The 16722-nt window shown below is 63.4% G+C and carries 16 protein-coding genes and 1 tRNA gene; 12 read left to right on the forward strand and 5 right to left on the reverse strand.

Annotated features, from left to right (window positions below):
- The first annotated feature begins 87 nt into the window (after positions 1-87).
- From LAQ73_RS12605 to LAQ73_RS12615, 3 genes are all read left to right on the forward strand, one after another.
- Positions 88-357 carry a DUF8101 family protein gene (locus tag LAQ73_RS12605; protein ID WP_224268632.1) on the forward strand — a complete coding sequence of 90 codons (270 nt, stop codon included), beginning with the start codon at positions 88-90 and terminating at the stop codon, positions 355-357.
- Between the two features lie 512 nt (positions 358-869).
- Positions 870-1493: an RNA ligase partner protein gene (locus tag LAQ73_RS12610; protein WP_224268633.1), complete on the forward strand. Its 624-nt coding sequence runs from the start codon at positions 870-872 to the stop codon at positions 1491-1493.
- An 83-nt stretch (positions 1494-1576) separates the two neighbouring features.
- Positions 1577-1849 carry a hypothetical protein gene (locus tag LAQ73_RS12615; RefSeq protein ID WP_224268634.1) on the forward strand — a complete coding sequence of 91 codons (273 nt, stop codon included), beginning with the start codon at positions 1577-1579 and terminating at the stop codon, positions 1847-1849.
- Positions 1850-2042: 193 nt separating this feature from the next.
- Here LAQ73_RS12615 and LAQ73_RS12620 read toward each other — a convergent pair.
- Positions 2043-2126: transfer RNA gene (locus LAQ73_RS12620), tRNA-Leu, on the reverse strand.
- Between the two features lie 133 nt (positions 2127-2259).
- On the opposite strand from LAQ73_RS12620, the gene LAQ73_RS12625 reads away from it, so the two are divergent.
- From LAQ73_RS12625 to LAQ73_RS12635, 3 genes are all read left to right on the forward strand, one after another.
- Positions 2260-3285, forward strand: a complete 1026-nt coding sequence (locus LAQ73_RS12625) for a nucleotidyltransferase domain-containing protein (RefSeq protein WP_224268635.1) — start codon at positions 2260-2262, stop codon at positions 3283-3285.
- A 67-nt stretch (positions 3286-3352) separates the two neighbouring features.
- Positions 3353-3832 carry a DUF309 domain-containing protein gene (locus LAQ73_RS12630; RefSeq protein ID WP_224268636.1) on the forward strand — a complete coding sequence of 160 codons (480 nt, stop codon included), beginning with the start codon at positions 3353-3355 and terminating at the stop codon, positions 3830-3832.
- A gap of 93 nt (positions 3833-3925) precedes the next feature.
- A complete protein-coding gene (locus tag LAQ73_RS12635) occupies positions 3926-4729 on the forward strand; it encodes a M14 family metallopeptidase (RefSeq protein ID WP_224268637.1) in 804 nt (267 codons plus the stop codon).
- Between the two features lie 55 nt (positions 4730-4784).
- Here the strand turns inward: LAQ73_RS12635 and LAQ73_RS12640 are convergent, their stop codons facing one another.
- Both LAQ73_RS12640 and LAQ73_RS12645 read right to left on the reverse strand, forming a co-directional pair.
- Entirely contained in the window at positions 4785-5234 is a 450-nt protein-coding gene (locus LAQ73_RS12640; protein WP_224268638.1) for a UPF0179 family protein, read from the reverse strand.
- Positions 5235-5303: 69 nt separating this feature from the next.
- Positions 5304-5690, reverse strand: a complete 387-nt coding sequence (locus tag LAQ73_RS12645) for a DUF5820 family protein (protein WP_224268639.1) — start codon at positions 5688-5690, stop codon at positions 5304-5306.
- Positions 5691-6237: 547 nt separating this feature from the next.
- Between LAQ73_RS12645 and LAQ73_RS12650 the strand changes: the two genes are divergently transcribed.
- The 6 genes from LAQ73_RS12650 to LAQ73_RS12675 all read left to right on the forward strand — a co-directional run bounded on the left by LAQ73_RS12650 (position 6238) and on the right by LAQ73_RS12675 (position 15241).
- On the forward strand, positions 6238-8310 hold the full coding sequence (locus LAQ73_RS12650; RefSeq protein WP_224268640.1) for a PrkA family serine protein kinase: 2073 nt from the start codon (positions 6238-6240) through the stop codon (positions 8308-8310).
- A 4-nt stretch (positions 8311-8314) separates the two neighbouring features.
- Positions 8315-10588 carry a PrkA family serine protein kinase gene (locus tag LAQ73_RS12655; protein WP_224268641.1) on the forward strand — a complete coding sequence of 758 codons (2274 nt, stop codon included), beginning with the start codon at positions 8315-8317 and terminating at the stop codon, positions 10586-10588.
- Positions 10579-11895 (forward strand): YeaH/YhbH family protein, encoded by a 1317-nt coding sequence (locus LAQ73_RS12660; protein ID WP_224268642.1) that lies wholly within the window; start codon positions 10579-10581, stop codon positions 11893-11895. The genes LAQ73_RS12655 and LAQ73_RS12660 overlap by 10 nt, the downstream gene beginning before the upstream one ends.
- Positions 11892-13916: a SpoVR family protein gene (locus LAQ73_RS12665; protein WP_224268643.1), complete on the forward strand. Its 2025-nt coding sequence runs from the start codon at positions 11892-11894 to the stop codon at positions 13914-13916. The genes LAQ73_RS12660 and LAQ73_RS12665 overlap by 4 nt, the downstream gene beginning before the upstream one ends.
- Positions 13917-14046: 130 nt before the next feature.
- A complete protein-coding gene (locus LAQ73_RS12670) occupies positions 14047-14592 on the forward strand; it encodes a DUF7344 domain-containing protein (RefSeq protein ID WP_224268644.1) in 546 nt (181 codons plus the stop codon).
- Between the two features lie 136 nt (positions 14593-14728).
- Positions 14729-15241 carry a DUF7344 domain-containing protein gene (locus tag LAQ73_RS12675; protein ID WP_224268645.1) on the forward strand — a complete coding sequence of 171 codons (513 nt, stop codon included), beginning with the start codon at positions 14729-14731 and terminating at the stop codon, positions 15239-15241.
- Between the two features lie 428 nt (positions 15242-15669).
- Here the strand turns inward: LAQ73_RS12675 and LAQ73_RS12680 are convergent, their stop codons facing one another.
- Both LAQ73_RS12680 and LAQ73_RS12685 read right to left on the reverse strand, forming a co-directional pair.
- The gene (locus LAQ73_RS12680; RefSeq protein WP_224268646.1) at positions 15670-15951 is read right to left on the reverse strand and encodes a hypothetical protein; all 282 of its coding nucleotides are present in this window, start codon (positions 15949-15951) and stop codon (positions 15670-15672) included.
- Between the two features lie 8 nt (positions 15952-15959).
- The gene (locus LAQ73_RS12685) at positions 15960-16490 is read right to left on the reverse strand and encodes a hypothetical protein (RefSeq protein WP_224268647.1); all 531 of its coding nucleotides are present in this window, start codon (positions 16488-16490) and stop codon (positions 15960-15962) included.
- Positions 16491-16722 lie beyond the last annotated feature (232 nt).

Below are 16722 nucleotides of genomic sequence, written 5' to 3' on the forward strand. Positions count from 1 at the left end.
GTCGTACACCCTGAATAGTCGTCGGTTTCGTTTCTCTCGCCCCGCTCTTTCGGCCGCTTTTTCGGCGTGCCACCCGAAGAACAGACGATGACTGACCGCTCGCCGGACGTACACGCGGTGCTGACCCAATTGCTCGACGAGACGCACGAACACGTCCGAGCGGGAAATTCGGAGACGGCTCAGGAACTCGTCGAAACGGGAGAGACCGTGACGAAGAACGAACTGCCGGACGGACCGCTCAGAGCGCGCCTGCTGCACGGGTGGGCGGAGCTCCCGTCGCTGGTCGACCACGACCCGGCGGTGGCGACGGAGTATCTGCGGTCGATGCGGCGACTGCTCGACGAGCACTCGAAGTGAGGAGAGAACGGCGGGTGCGGAGAAACAGCGGGTGCGGAGAAACAGCGGGTGCGGAGAAACAGCGGGTGCGGAGAAACAGCGGGTGCGGAGAAACGACGCTCCGCGTCTCGGCGGGTAAGAAAGCGAGAATCACAAATTGGACTCGGACGGGAGACGTTTTCAGCCGCCCTAACGGCTCGTCCGACTTGCGTCGGTTTCCCGAACGCCGTTTTCACGTCGTCCGATACTTGGCCTTCTTCTGGCCTCGTACGGCCAAATGCGGGCGAAGTCGGTTCTCCTGCGACGCGTTGACCTCGATTTCCTCTTACGGATTTCTCGGTGTTTACGTCTAACCACGTCCGGTGTGAACGGATGCGGTCGTCCGGTGTATCCTTGCGACTCTCGCATACTGTGGTATGCTAGCTAACACCATGAATCTTTTCTCACGGTCGGGAATACGTCGGCGTCGGTCCGACGGATTTCGGTCGGGTCGTCACGGAAGTTCATGTACCGTCCCCGCCTATCGACGCTCGATGGCCGACTACCCGCTGAAACAGCGGTTCGTCCTCGACACCTCGCTGTTTCTCTCCGACGAGATCCGCGAGGAGGGCGAGACGATGGAAGCCGCGCTCGTCCGACTGCTGGACACCTTGGCGCTGGCGAAACTCCGACTCAACATCTCCTGTTACATGCCGCCGTCGGTGCACGACGAACTGATGGTCGTCCTTCGAAATCGGGACGTCGGCGAGGAGACGACGGCGCAACTGAACACGTGGGTCATCCGCAAACACCCCTCGCGCTTCGAGGTGATGATTCCGGCCGAGGTCGTCTCGCGGTTCATGCGCGAGATGAGTTCGCGCGTCGACGGCGGTCTGCGCGTCGCCGAGAACGCGGTCCGAGACGCCGCCGAGGCGGGCGTCGCCGACGACGCCATCTCGGACCTCCGTCACGACTACCGGAAGACGCTCCGCCGCGGCGTCGTCGACTCGCAGGAGGATTTCGACCTGCTGGTGCTCGCCCGCGAACTCGACGCCGGCGTCGTCACCGAGGACACGGGTATCATCGATTGGGCGGAAGATTTCGGCCTTCGCTACCTCCGCGGGCGCGACTTCCCGAACCTCCTGAACGCCTATCTCGACGCCAGTTTCGAGGCGTGAGCGGCCGTAACTCGGCCCTCCGATTAATTAACTCAGTTCTGAAATAGAGTACTTTTATGGCTGTCGAGGTAGAACACGTGGATATGCACCCAGAAACTGCCGCTCGACAGCTGAAGTACCTCGCCGACACGCGCTTCGAGGAGGACAGTGCCAGCCACTGGGAGGAGTACGCCTACAACGACGTGTTCGACTACGTCTACGAGAACGGCGAACGACAGCACATGACCGACCTGGTCGGTCGCATCTGCGACGAGATGGGCGACGGGTGCCGACCGACCGCCGACGAAGCGCAGATGTTCGCCGACAGCCTCGTGACCGAGGGCGGGCGACCGCTGACCGACGGCGGCGAGAAGTAGGCTCGGAGAGCTCTGTTGGCGACGAGGCAGTTGCGTTCCCGCTTTTTCGCGCTCACTACGTCGTGAGACGCATCGCTGTCAGTGGTGTCGCGGGACGGTGCAGTCGCTCGGAGGCTCGTCGTGATGAGAAGTTTTGCGAGGGAAGAGCGCTCCGAGAGCGGTCTTCCCGCACTTTGCCTGGTGACAGGCGCAGTGCGAGGGGAGGGATTTGAACCCACGGACCTCTACAGGAGCGGATCTTGAGTCCGCCGCCGTTTCCGGGCTTGGCTACCCTCGCACGCAGTGTTCGGTGGTACCTCGGAACGCTAAAACGTTCCGGAAATCGTGGCACACCCGGAGGCAGTGCGGGCTCGAGAACGGGTAGCAAGCGTCCGAAACAGCTACTCCGCCGGCGCGGGCAGTACATCGAGATGACCACGATTCCGGCGGAGGGGCGGGAGCGAATCGAAGCGGCGCTCCGCGAACTCGAAGCGGAACACGATATCTCGGTCGTTCTCGCCGTCGCCCGCGGAAGCCACGCGTGGGGACTCGACTCGCCGGAGAGCGACTACGACGTGGGCGTCGTCTACGCGCCCGACGACCTCCGGACGGGGTTTCACCTCTCCAGACCGCGCGACACCGTCGAGCGGACGTTCGGACCCGACGTCGAGCTCTCGGGGTGGGACGTGACGAAGTTCGCGACGCTGCTCTCGCAGTCGAACGACGGCGCGATCGACACGCTCCGGAGCCCGATTCGATACCGCGAGCGCTTCGACGCCGACGCGCTCCGCGAGTACGTCGAAGAGACGTACAATCCCGTCGGGCTCTACTACTGCTATCGGGGCATCGCGAAGTCGAACTACCGGAAGTACCTCTCGCGGCACCTCACCGACAGCAAGAAGCAGCTGTACCCGATTGTCGAGCGCACCGACACCGAGTACGTCGTCCGCAGTCGCCGAAGCGGCGGACAGTTCTCGATTCCGCGCCATCTCGTCGATAGCGGCGACCCGGCGCGCATACCCGTCGAACACGTCGAATCGAAGTCGACGAGCGAAGCGGAACGAGCGTCGTCCGGATTCGTCGAGCGAACCGTTCGGTCGACGAAGACCAGACGGACGGTCAAGCGAAACCTCGCGGTGCTCGTCGCGGTGATGAACGCGCGATACCTCCTCGCCACGGGCGAGGCCGGCGCGCACGAACTGCCGCACGTCGACTTCCCGACGTTCCTCGTCGACCAGGCGCCCAGCGTCTTCGACGACGACCTGCTCGCGCTGGCCGAGGAGCTGGTCGAGCGAAAGCGCCGCGGGGACAACGGAGAAATCGGCGACCGGATCGGTTACGAGACGGCGACGCTCCCCGAGAAAATCGACTACGAGACGCACACCCGCCCCGGGCCCGAGAACGCGGAGTTGGACGAGTTTATCGACGAGATGTTGGCCGCCGCGACGGAGTCGTAGCGAACCGCGCCGACGTGGCAATCGTTAGCACCGATGCAGTTACCCGTCTCGACGCGGACCAACCGGTATGGACGAGCACACCCGCGACCCGAGCGTGGCCCCGCCGCTCGGCGACCCGACCGGGTGGCGAGCGGACAACCAGTGGGAACACGCTACGCTCCGCCGCGCCGTCGAACACGGCGTCCGGCTGTTCAACGCCGGCGAGTTCCACGAGAGCCACGACTGCTTCGAGGACGAGTGGTACAACTACGGCAGCGGCACCGCCGAGAGCGCCTTCCTCCACGGAATGGTGCAGGTCGCCGCGGGAAGCTACAAGCATTTCGACTTCGAGGACGACGACGGGATGCGCTCGCTGTTCCGGACCGCGCTGCAGTATCTCCGCGGCGTCCCGGACGACTTCTACGGCGTGGACCTGCCCGAGATTCGAGAGACGATGCAGGCAGCACTGGACGACCCGACGGCGCTGGAGGGATTTCGTATCAGTCTCGACGACCACCGACCGACGGCGTACGAGGTCGACTACGAGTACGCCGAGCGCCTCGACTGAGCGTGCTTCGGGCCCGCCCGCTGGCGTCGCCTCGATGACACCTCTCCGGCGAATCCTAAAGCGATATGACTGTCGCCGTCTTTGACCACATTCATGCGAGTTCACCAATTGGGTGACGGAACACCCGAAGTCGCCGTCGTCGCCGGAATCCACGGCGACGAACCGTGCGGTCCGCTGGCGGTCGACCGCCTTCTCGTCGAAGACCCGGCCGTCGAACGCCCCGTCAAACTCGTCGTCGCCAACGAGGAGGCGCTCGAACGCGGCGTCCGCTATCTCGACGACGACCTGAACCGCTCGTTTCCGGGGTCGGCGGACGCCGAGAGCCACGAACGCCGCCTCGCGTACGACCTCGTCAACGAGCTCCGCGACTGCACGGTGCTGGCGCTGCACTCCACGCAGTCGACGGCGCGGCCGTTCGCCGTCGCCGACCGCGTCGACGCCGTCACGCGCGCGGTCTGCCCGCACCTCCCCGTCGACGTGCTGGTCGAAACCGCCGGCTTCGCGGAGGGCCGACTCATCGACCACGCCCACACCGTCGAAGTCGAGTGCGGGCTGCAGGGCAGCGACGAGGCCGCCGAGAACGCCTACGACCTGATTCGTGGCTTCCTCGCGGCGACGGGCGTCCTCCCGGCCCCCGAGAGCACCGACCGCCTGGACGCGGGCCTGAGCGACGAGGTGACCGTCTTCCGACTGGCCGACAAGATACCGAAACCGCCGGCCGGCGAGTACGAGGTGCTCGCGACGAACTTCGAACCGGTCGAGGCGGGCGCGCGGTTCGCCACCTACGACGGCGAAGAGCTCACCGCCGAAGTCGACTTCTACCCGGTGCTGCTCTCGCCGTACGGCTACCCCGACCTGTTCGGCTACACCGCCGAGAAGGTCGGTACCTTAGAGTAGTAGAGTAACAGATTCGAGAGCGGCGAGACGACGTGCGGAGGGCGACTCTCTCGATTCAGTTCTCCTTCGGTTCCAACTCCACGAGCGTCAGCGAGCGGTCGAGGTGACAGTAGTCGTGCGGGGGGTCGCCGACGATAGATTGGATGCGGTACTCCTCGTCGAACTCCGCGCCGGCGGGTTCGCAGAACTCGTGGCTCGGACACTCGGTGTGCGGGCACGGACCCTGTAGGCGGGCTTTGCTCCCGGCGTACGCGCCCTTGGAGGGGACGTTCGCGGGGACGGACGCGGGTTCGACCTCGACGGCGCGGATGCCGGCGTCGTGGACGGCGCATTCGAGCGTCTGGGTGTTCTCGCGGACGTCGACGACGCGGTAGCGCGTCCCCTCCGAGAGGTTCAGACACTGTTTTCGGTACGGACACCCCTTGCAGGCGGTGGACTCTCCCTCGTAGACGAACTCGCGGCCCGACTCCGCCAGACGGGTGCCGATGAGCGTGACGGTCGACATGAGCGGCCGTTTGACGGCCTCGGTGTTAAGCCTCGCGTCCACCGGGCACTGGGTCGGCGGACCTGAAGGTCAGTTCTCGCGGCCGGTGAGTTCGTCGAGTTTCTCGAAGTACTGCTCGCGGGGGACCTGGTACAGCGAGCGGTAGTCCACCTCCCCGTCAGCGAAGCGACGCGCGCACTCGACAGCGCCGTCGACGCCGGCTTCTCGGGAGTCGTACTCGGTGGTTTCGGCCTCGATTTCGGGTTCCAACAGCAGCGTCACGTGCCACGTGGCGGTCTCTATCTGAGAGGCACCGGGCCGCCGCCTCCTGGACCCGTTGCTGAGAAACACCGTCGGCATACAGGGGGCGGGGAACTGCTGGCTGTCGAACACGTCCGGACGGTAGGCGAGAATCGCCCGACCCTCCGGTTCGTCGTTCCAGACGGTCCATCCCTCGGGGAGTGCGTCGAAGCTCATACGCGGGGGTTCGGTCGCCGAGCGGTTAAGCCGACTCGTTCGTCGTCGCCGGTTGCGCCGGACGCTCGGCACCGACCGGATGCCGCCCCCGTGTCTCGATATTACTCCTCGAAAGCGCGAGCTAGTACATAAATCTCTCTCCTGATAGGTTCCGAGAATGTTCCTCATCGCCGCTCCGTCTGCCTATTTTCTCCATTCCAGTTTCGTGAATGGACCCGAAATTGGGAAAAGACTTATGTATGCTACTGACTCACACTCTAAATAGTCTCGGACAACTCCGAGGTGGATGCAGCAATCACCCTCCCCGCACCGCTCATCGAACGAGAGCCGTTCTGTGTCGTTCGCAGTCGCCGATAACGTCGTCGTGCGCGAAGGAGGTGTGTCAGACAATGTCACGGACGAACGACTGTCGGCCACGACCGCCACGCCCCCCGGCGCGAGCGACGCGTCAGCGGGTCGGCGAGTCACGGCCGGTCGTCACGCGACGGGGCCTTCGTCCACGACAGATGCCCGTCCGCAGACTACACGAGACTCCGTCAGTGATACAATGAATGGCGAAATCGAAACCCTCGAAGACCTGAGCCAGCACTACCAGGACTCCGTGCCAGCGGACCTCCGCGAGGCGAACACGTTCGACTGGTATCTGCGCGAACTGTACGACGACCCGCGCATCGCTCGCAACGCCCACCAGCGCGTTGCCGACCTGTTCGACTACTACGGCACCGAGTACGACGAAGACGCCGGTGTCGTCGAGTACCTCATGGCGTCGGAAGACCCCCTCCACGACGGCGAGAACGTCTTCTACGGCCGTGAGGTCCACGAGTCCATCCACGAGTTCGTCAACAAGGTGAAAAGCGGGGCCCGCGGACTCGGTCCCGAAAAGCGCATCAAACTGCTCCTCGGCCCCGTCGGGTCCGGCAAGTCGCACTTCGACCTGATGGTCCGACGCTACTACGAGGACTACACGATGCGCGACGAAGGGCGCATGTACACCTTCCGCTGGACGAACCTCTGCGACGTCATCCGCGACCAGGACCCCGCCGACGACACCGTCCAGTCGCCGATGAACCAGGACCCCATCGTGTTGCTCCCGCAGGAGCAGCGCGACAGAGTCATCGAACGGCTGAACGAGAACCTCGACGCCCCGTACACCATCCGCAACGAGCAGTCGCTGGACCCCGCCAGCGAGTTCTACATGGACAAACTGCTGGCGTACTACGACGACGACCTCCAGTCGGTACTGGAGAACCACGTCGAGATCATCAGACTGGTCGCCAGCGAGAACAAACGCCAGTGCATCGAGACGTTCGAGCCGAAGGACAAGAAGAACCAGGACGAGACGGAACTGACGGGTGACGTCAACTACTCGAAGCTCGCCGTCTACGGCGAGTCCGACCCCCGCGCGTTCGACTACTCGGGGGCGTTCTGTAACGCTAATCGAGGACTGTTCTCCGGCGAGGAGCTGTTGAAACTCCAGCGGGAGTTCCTCTACGACTTCCTGCACGCGAGCCAGGAACAGACCATCAAGCCGAAGAACAACCCCCGTATCGACATCGACCAGGTCATCGTCGGTCGGACGAACATGCCCGAGTACCGCGAGAAGAAGGGCGACGAGAAGATGGAGGCGTTCAACGACCGGACGAAGCGCATCGACTTCCCGTACGTCCTCGAGTACACTCAGGAGGCCGAAATATACAGGAAGATGCTTCGGAACGCCGACGTTCCGCACATGCACATCGAACCGCACGCGATGGAGATGGCCGGCCTCTTCGGCGTGCTGACGCGCATCACCGAACCCGACGGCGAGCGCATCTCGCTGACGCAGAAGGCGAAGGCGTACAACGGCGAGATAGACGACGGCGACGACGTCGACGTGAAGAAACTCCGCGAGGAGGGCGAGTCGAAAGCCGACATCGCCGAGGGGATGGAGGGTGTCTCCGCGCGGTTCATCGGCGACGAGATCGCCGAGGCCATCATGGACTCGACGCACCGCGGCCGCGACTACCTCAGCCCGCTCTCGATCTTCACCCACTTCGAGGAGAACCTCGAGAATCACGGCTCCATCCCCGAGGAGAACGTCGAGCGCTACCACCGCTACCTCGAGATGGTCCGCGACGAGTACAAGGAGCGCGCCATCGAGGACGTCCGCCACGCGCTCGCCTACGACCTCGACGAGATTCAGCGGCAGGGCGAGAAGTACATGGACCACGTGATGGCGTACATCGACGACGCCACCGTCCGCGACGAACTCACCGGGCGCGAGCAGGACCCCGACGAGAAGTTCCTCCGCTCGGTCGAGGAGAAACTGGAGATTCCGGGCGACCGCAAGGACGACTTCCGCCAGGAGGTCTCGAACTGGGTCTCCCGCCGCGCCCGCGAGGGGACATCGTTCAACCCGCAGGACAACGACAGACTCCGCCGCGCCCTGGAGCGCAAACTGTGGGAGGACAAGAAACACAACATCAACTTCTCCGCGTTGGTGTCGGCGAACGAACTGGACGACGACGAGCGCAACGCCTGGATAGACGCCCTCGAAGAGCAGGGGTACTCCCGCGAGGGGGCGCGAGAAGTGCTCGAATTCGCCGGCGCGGAGGTGGCCAAAGCCGAGCTTGAGACGTAAACCCATGCGCGAAGATTACATCCGCGCCGCCGACGCCGAGTTGCGCGGCGCGTACGAAGAGCCGATGAGCCTCGAAACGTACGTCGACGCCGCGTTCGAGTCGCCCTCCATCGCCTCGCACGCCTCGAAGTACCTCTTGGAGGCTATCGAGTCGATGGGGACGCGAACCGTCGTCGAGGAGGGCGAGGAGCGCCAGCGCTACCGCTTCTTCGACGACCCGCACAACGACGGCGAACACGCCATCCTCGGTAACACCGAGGTGCTCAACGGCTTCGTCGCCGACCTCCGGACCATCGCCGCCGAACGCGGCAAGAGCGAGAAGATTCTCTGGTTCGACGGGCCGACGGCGACCGGTAAATCCGAACTGAAGCGCTGCCTCATCAACGGCCTCCGGGAGTACTCGAAGACGCCGGAGGGGCGACGCTACACCGTCGAGTGGAACATCTCGACGGCGTCCGACACCCGGGGGCTGAGCTACGGCGGCGACGAGTCGGGCGAGAACGAGGACAACTGGTACGAGAGTCCGGTGCAGGTCCACCCGCTGACGGTGTTCCCGCCGGACGTGCGCAAAACCTTGCTCACCGACCTCAACGAGTCGTCGGGCGACCACATCCCCACCGTCGTCGACGAGGAACTCGACCCGTTCTCGCGGGAGGCGTACTCCTACCTCGAAGAGCAGTACCGCCGCAACGGAAAAGCCGATTTGTTCTCGGCGGTGGCCGACACGCGCCACCTCCGGGTGAAAAACTACGTCGTCGACGTGGGTCGCGGCATCGGCGTGCTCCACTCCGAGGACGACGGGAGCCCGAAGGAGCGACTCGTCGGCAGTTGGATGCCGGGGATGCTCCGCGAACTCGACTCGCGGGGTCGGAAGAACCCGCAGGCGTTCAGCTACGACGGCGTGCTCTCGCAGGGTAACGGTCTCTTGACCATCGTCGAGGACGCCACGCAGCACTCCGACCTCCTGCAGAAACTGCTGAACGTCCCCGACGAGGGGCGCGTGAAACTGGACAAAGGTATCGGGATGGACCTCGACACCCAGTTGCTCATCATCTCGAACCCCGACCTGGGCGTCGAACTCGACAAGTTCGCCGACCGGAACGGGCGCGACCCGCTGAAGGCGCTGAAGCGCCGCCTCGACAAACACGAGTTCCGCTACCTGACGAACCTGAGCCTCGAGACGCAACTCGTCCACCGCGAACTGACGAACGAGACGGCGGTGTGGGAGAGCCGCGACTACGCCGACCTGGAGGCGCGCATCCGCGAACCGGTGACGGTGTCAGTGCGCGACGAGAGCGGCGTCGTCATCGAGCGGGAGCTCGCGCCGCACACCGTCGAGGCGGCGGCGCTGTACAGCGTCGTCACGCGCCTCGACGGCGAGGACCTCCCCTCCGGGCTGACGCTCGTCGACAAGGCGCTGCTGTTCGACCGCGGCTACCTGCAGGAGGGCGACGAGCGCCAGACCATCGACGACTTCGAGTTCGACCGCGACGGCGAGGAGGGCACTCACGGCATCCCCGTAACGTACACCCGCGACACCGTCGCGGACCTGTTGCAGACCGAAAGCGAGCGCGCCCACGCCGACCTGCCCGTCGAACGGGTCGTCATGCCCGACGACGTGCTCGACGCGATGGCCGACGGGCTTCGCACCGCACCGGTGTTCTCCCGGGGCGAGGCCGCCGAGTACGAGTCGCGGCTGGCCGGCGTCAAAGGTTACATCTACGACCAGCAGGAACGCGACGTGCTCGACGCCATCCTCGCGGAGAAACACGTCGAACAGGAGACGGTCGCCGAGTACGTCGAACACGTCTACGCGTGGGCGGGCGACGAGGAGATAGAGACCGAACGCGGTCCCGTCGAACCCGACGCGCTGCTGATGAAGCTGTTCGAGACCGAACATCTCGGCCGGTTCGACGACAGCGCGTACACCGGCAACGACCCGTCGCCGCAGGTGGCGCGCTTCCGCCGCGAGAAGGTCATCTCCGCGTTGAACCGCTACGCGTGGGAGAACCGCGACGAAGGGTTCGCGGTCCACAAGGTGGACTTCACCGAGATTCCGGTCATTCGCGCGGTTCTGGAGAACCACGAGTGGAGCGACGTGAAGCGTCTGTTCGAGGATTTCGACCCGCGACAGTGGGAGGACCCGCCGGCGAACACCGAGACGGCGCGGCTGAAGGAGAAGACCATCGAGCGGATGACGAAGGCGGGCTACTCGGCGGCCAGCGCCGAGCTGACCAGCCGAAAAGTGATGCGAGAGGTGAGCTACAGATGGGACTGAGAGACGACCTCGAACGGTTCCGCGAAGTGGGCGAAGAGCGCAGAGAGGACCTCGAAGAGTTCATCAGCTACGGTGATCTCGGCGGGTCGGGTGCGAACAGCATCAACATCCCCATCAAAGTGGTGGACCTCCCGGAGTTCGCCTACGACGTCCGCGACCGCGGCGGCGTCGGCCAGGGTCAGGGCGGCACGCCCGACGTGGGCCAACCCGTCGGGCAGCCGCAACCCGGCGACGGCGACGAGGAGGGCGACCCCGGCGAGGAGGGGGCCGACCACGAGTACTACCAGATGGACCCCGAGGAGTTCGCCCAGGAGCTCGACGAGCAGCTCGGTCTCGACCTCGAACCCAAAGGGAAGGAGGTCATCGAGGAGATAGAGGGCGACTTCACCGACGTGACGCGGACCGGCCCGAACAGCACGCTCGACTTCGAGCGCCTGTTCAAGGAGGGGCTGAAGCGCAAGCTCTCGATGGACTTCGACGAGGAGTACGTCAGAGAGGCGCTGAAAGTCGAAGGCAAGGACGCCGAGGACGTGTTCCGGTGGGCCAGAGACCAGAACATCCTCGTCTCGTGGGCGTGGGTCGACGACGCCTACGGCGACATCCCCGAAGAGGAGCGCGGCAAGTGGTCGAGCTTCGAGGAGATGGACGAGAACGTCGAGCAGACGACCACGCTCCAGCGCATCCGCCGCGACGGCCTGCGCGAGGTGCCGTTCCGCCGCGAGGACGAGCGCTACCGCCACCCCGAGATAATCGAGAAGAAGGAGAAGAACGTCGTCGTCGTCAACATCCGCGACGTCTCCGGGTCGATGCGCGAGAAGAAGCGCGAACTCGTCGAGCGGACGTTCACGCCGCTGGACTGGTATCTGACCGGCAAGTACGACAACGCCGAATTCGTCTACATCGCCCACGACGCCGAGGCGTGGGAGGTCGAACGCGAGGAGTTCTTCGGCATCCGCTCGGGCGGTGGCACGAAGATCTCCTCTGCCTACGAGCTCGCCGCGGCGATTCTCGAAGAGGAGTACCCGTGGCACGAGTGGAACCGCTACGTGTTCGCGGCGGGCGACAGCGAGAACTCCTCGAACGACACGACCGAGAACGTCGTGCCGCTGATGGAACAGATTCCGGCGAACCTGCACGCGTACGTCGAGACGCAACCCGGCGGCAACGCCATCAACGCGACGCACGCCGAGGAGGTCGAACGGGCGCTCGGCGACAGCGGTAACGTCGTCGTCGCGCGCGTCTCGCGCCCCGAGGACGTGATCGACGCCATCTACGACATCCTGAGCACGGAGGACGACGACCAATGAGACCGAACCGACTGACCGCACGCAAAGCAGCGACGAAACTCGAAGAACCGACGCGCGAGGCGGCGAAACTCGCGCGAAAGCTCGGTCTCGAACCGTACCCGGTAAACTACTGGGTCGTCAGCTACGACGAGATGAACGCGCTCATCGCCTACGGCGGCTTCCAGACGCGGTATCCGCACTGGCGCTGGGGGATGACGTACGACCGCCAGCAGAAACAGGACCAGTTCGGGATGGGCAAAGCGTTCGAGATCGTCAACAACGACAACCCGAGCCACGCCTTCCTCCAGGAGTCGAACACCCTGGCCGACCAGAAGGCGGTCATCACCCACGTCGAGGCCCACGCCGACTTCTTCGCCAACAACAGCTGGTTCGGGCTGTTCGGCAGCGACCTGGACGCGGCGGCGATGCTCGAACGCCACTCCGAGGCCATCGCCAACTACATGGAAGATCCCGAAATCGACCGCGCGGAGGTCGAGAAGTTCATCGACGCGGTGCTCTGCTTGGAGGACTGCATCGACCAGCACCGCCCGTTCGGCGAGGCGACCGACCCCCGCGAGCGAACGACGCCCGAGGACCTCCGCGAGCGACTGGAGGGGATGAACATCTCCGACGAGGTGCGGCGACAGGTGTTCGACGAGGAGTGGCTCGACCGACTGGCGGAGGCGGAAGAGGCCGCCGCCGACCTCACCGACCCCCAGAAGGACGTCCTCGGCTACCTCCAGCGCCACGGCATGCAGTACGACGAGGAGGAGGGGAAGGCCGCCGAGATGGAGCCGTGGCAGCGCGACGTCCTCGACATGCTCCGGACGGAGGCGTACTACTTCGCCCCCCAGAAGATGACGAAGGTGATGAACGAGGGCTGGGCCGCCTACTGGGAGTCGCTGATGATGGGCGAGGAGCGCTTCGCCGGCGAGAACGAGTTCCTGCTCTACGCCGACCACCAGGCCAAAGTGCTCGGCTCACCCGGGCTGAACCCGTACAAACTGGGCAAGGAGCTCTGGGAGTACATCGAGAACACGACGAACCGCCGCGAGGTCGCCGACAAGCTCCTGCGCGTCGAGGGCATCTCCTGGCGCAACTTCCAGGAAGTCGTCGACTTCGACGAGGTGCAGGAGCTGTTGAAGCCGCACCCCGCCCTCGACAGCATCCGCCCGGACACGCTGGACGAACTCGTCGCGCTCGGCGACGACCCGCGCGTCGACCCCGACGCGCTCGACCGGGCGGTGTCGGAGGGCGCGGACGACACTCTCGACGACGAGGAGCGGACCGTCGACGTCGGGAAGTACCCCTGGAAGGTGCTCACCTACGAGGGGCTCGCCGAGCGGCACTTCTCGCTCGTCAAACCCCAGAACAGAGGGTTCCTCGGGCGCATCCGGCGCTCCGAACTCGAACAGCTCTCGCGGTACATGTTCGACGACGAGCAGTACGAGACGGTCGAGGAGGCGATCTCCGACGTCGACTACGCCGCCGGCTGGGACCGGATGCGCGAGATTCGGGAGAGTCACAACGACGTGACGTTCCTCGACGCGTTCCTCACCCAGGAGTTCGTCACGAACAACCACTACTTCACCTACGAGTTCACCCGCGCCAGCGGCGACTTCCGCGTGACGAGCACCGACTACCAGGACGTGAAGAAGAAACTGCTGCTGCAGTTCACGAACTTCGGCAAACCGACCGTCGCCGTCTACGACGGTAACTACGGCAACCGCAACGAACTGCTGTTGGGCCACCAGTACAACGGCATCATGCTCGATCTGGGAGAGGCCAAACAGGTGCTGAAACGGACGTACGACCTCTGGGGCCACCCCGTGAATCTGATGACGATTCTCAAGGAGTACGACGACCACGACGTGGAGGTGGCCCGCCGGCGCAACCGCGAACCGACGCCCGTCGAGAACGGCATCCGCATCCGGTACGACGGCGAGACGTTCGAACACCACGACCTCGAACCGGAACTCGAAGAACGAATCGCCGCCGGCGACATCGACTACGACACGAAACCCGACGAGTGGCTCTCGTAAGTGGTTTTTCCGCCGCGCCGGTTCCGAGCCGTCGGCCGCTACTTCTCGCCTTCGTGTATATTTCTCCACGAAGAAAAGCACAAAGAAATCCGATAACTTCTTGTTATTTCAGTGGAGACGAATGGCTATCATGGGAGCAGCGCTCCGGCAGCGACAGGGGGAGAGCGACCGACGGAACTCGCTCGCGGAGACGGACATCTACGGCGTGTTGAAAAACGAGCGCAGGCAGCACGTCGTCGAACGATTGGCCGACAGAGCGGAGACCCAGTCGGTCAGGGCGCTCTCCGAGCATATCGCCGCCATCGAGACGGACAGCAACACTCCCCCGCGCAACGTCCGTCACAGCGTCTACGTCTCGCTCTGCCAGACCCACATCCCGAAACTCGACGATCTTGATATCGTCGACTATGACGCCGACGCGAAGGACGTCGCTCCCGGACGACACACCCAGACAGTCGCCGCCTATCTGATGGATACACCGACCGATCGGTCCCGACACGACGAGCTCTACCTCGGCCTCGGCGTCGTCGGGTCGGCGCTTGTCGCCGCCGGCGTACTCGGCGCACCCGTCCTGTCGGTCGCTCCGTCCGTCGTCGGACTGGCGTTTCTGTCGTTGACGGCGCTCGCGGCCGGCTTTTTCGTCGCTCGCGGTCGTCTCCTCGCACTCCAGCGGTGAAGCGAGGTCGTCTGTCTCTCCCGGCCGAACGCGGCACCGAAAGTACAGTTTCATCACCCTACCCCTCCGTCGGACGGCGTAGCGCACCGACGCGGCGCGCGGTTCCGACCACTCCTGACAGTATGACAACCAGCCGATGACGCGAACGGAGACCGAGAACTCGCCGACCGACGAACTCTCCGAGGCCGACGTTCACGATGTCCTTCGGAACGACCGGCGACGCCTGACGCTCGAGCGACTCGCCGAGACCGGCGAGGAGACCGTTCGGGACCTCTCCGAGCATATCGGTGCCATCGAGTCCGGCGAGGACCCACCGCCGCGAAACGTCAGGCAGAGCGTCTACATCTCGCTGCACCAGACGCACCTGCCGAAACTCGACGATCTCGGCGTCGTCGACTACGACGACAACTCAAAGCGAGTCTCGCTGGAGGGGAACGCCGACCGGGTACTCGCCTACATGCGATTTTCCGGCACCGACGAACCGGATGCGCCACCGTACGCGCTGGGTATTGGCGTGCTGGGCTTGCTGTTGATCGCCCTCTGGATGCTCGTCCCCGGTGTCGGACTCGCTGCCCCCGTAGGGTGCGGACTGCTCTTTGCCCTTCTCACGGCGTACGAAACGTACATGTCCCTCTCTCGGGACGAGTAACGGAGTTCTTCACGCGAAAGGGAATCCGCGAACGCGAGGATACAGGGAGAATCTACGCTGTGGCTCCGAACGTGGCGTTTCGAGAAGTGCTCGGTAGGGGATTTGAACCCCTGTCCTCGGCTCGAAAGGCCAAGATGATTGGCCCGCGCCTTCGGCGCGTGAGTACCACCAAATACCCGAAATCGGGTTTGTTTCAGCAGTGGATACTACATTCTAATAACCGTAGGTATTTAAAACCCAGTTGTTTGGCCGACAGCCAAGTGACGTTCGAGCGATTACCGGCAATATATGTTATCTAGATGACTCTTAGAGCCTGCTTGGTATTCCGGGCCAATCTAACTCAAATCGCATTTGACCAATCTGTGCCGTCAGAAGTAGGCTGTCTCATCTGTCTCTTCACAGCGTCTCACTATATCGAGTGAGCAAACTCACTCATCAACAATTTCACATCGGGATGCCCCACGACAGACCAACTTCCCGGACAACCGGATCAGTCGCTCCCTCTCATCAGTTACTTCTCGCATTTCTGGTGCGCCCGCACTTTCTGGAGCTGAAACTACCTTCCCAAACCTCGGCTCTGTTGCAAGGTAATCTGCGATAGCGTCATTCCACCCGTCGTATGTGTAGCTGTACGGCTCGAATTGAACTTCACTGAACTTCTTGTCGTCAACCCAGTGCGTCGCCCTTAATTCGTAGATTTCGAGATACACGGTAGTTCCTACGGCTTCTTCGACACATCGAGCGGGGGCTTTTGGTGCCATTCTCGTTTCCGAATACACACCCTCGCCTCTTTTTCTCGCTTCTCGGTGAAGGGTTCGTCACAGTTCTGTGCGATTTCGGCCAACGAAGCCATATTGGGGGCAGAGCTTCTTGCTTCGCTTTCTTTCACTTCCTCACTTACCTCGTACCACTTCGGCTCAGGTCGATTGATTTCGGGCGCACCGTAAGTTCGTGGATCGAAATCTCTCTCGTGGACGCTTGCATCGCTGGAATCCATCGAACGTGTCTTTCCAACTGATGGTGACTTTGACGCTTTGAAGCTCTTGCCTCGGACTGACGCTAACCGAGCGTAGTAGTGATGACCACAGACACGAGTAATTTCGACCTCGACCGTCTCACCAACGCCATGGTTGATCTTCCCGAGGTTGATGTGCTTCTCCCCTCCATCCAGAAACACAATCGCATTGTCCTTCTTGCTGACCCGGTTGATCGTTACCTCCAGTTTGTCTCCCTGTCCCAAGCCAACCATACACACATTCTCTCAGGACAACTGATATATCTATCCCAATGCGAGAAACCCGACCGAAAAGAGCGAATCACTACATCGAGTCGGGCGTCCATTCTGCCTGTTTCCCCGGAATCAAAGACGCCTAATTTCGAGCGTTTCAGCAACTCCGAGATCGCTCTCAGAAACTCCCAATTTCTGAGTCGGAGCTACTAAATGTCGTAGTGGCGGGCCAAGTCGAATGTTCTAACTCCCC

Source organism: Haloprofundus salinisoli, from assembly GCF_020097815.1.
GTDB classification, from domain to species: Archaea; Halobacteriota; Halobacteria; order Halobacteriales; family Haloferacaceae; genus Haloprofundus; species Haloprofundus salinisoli.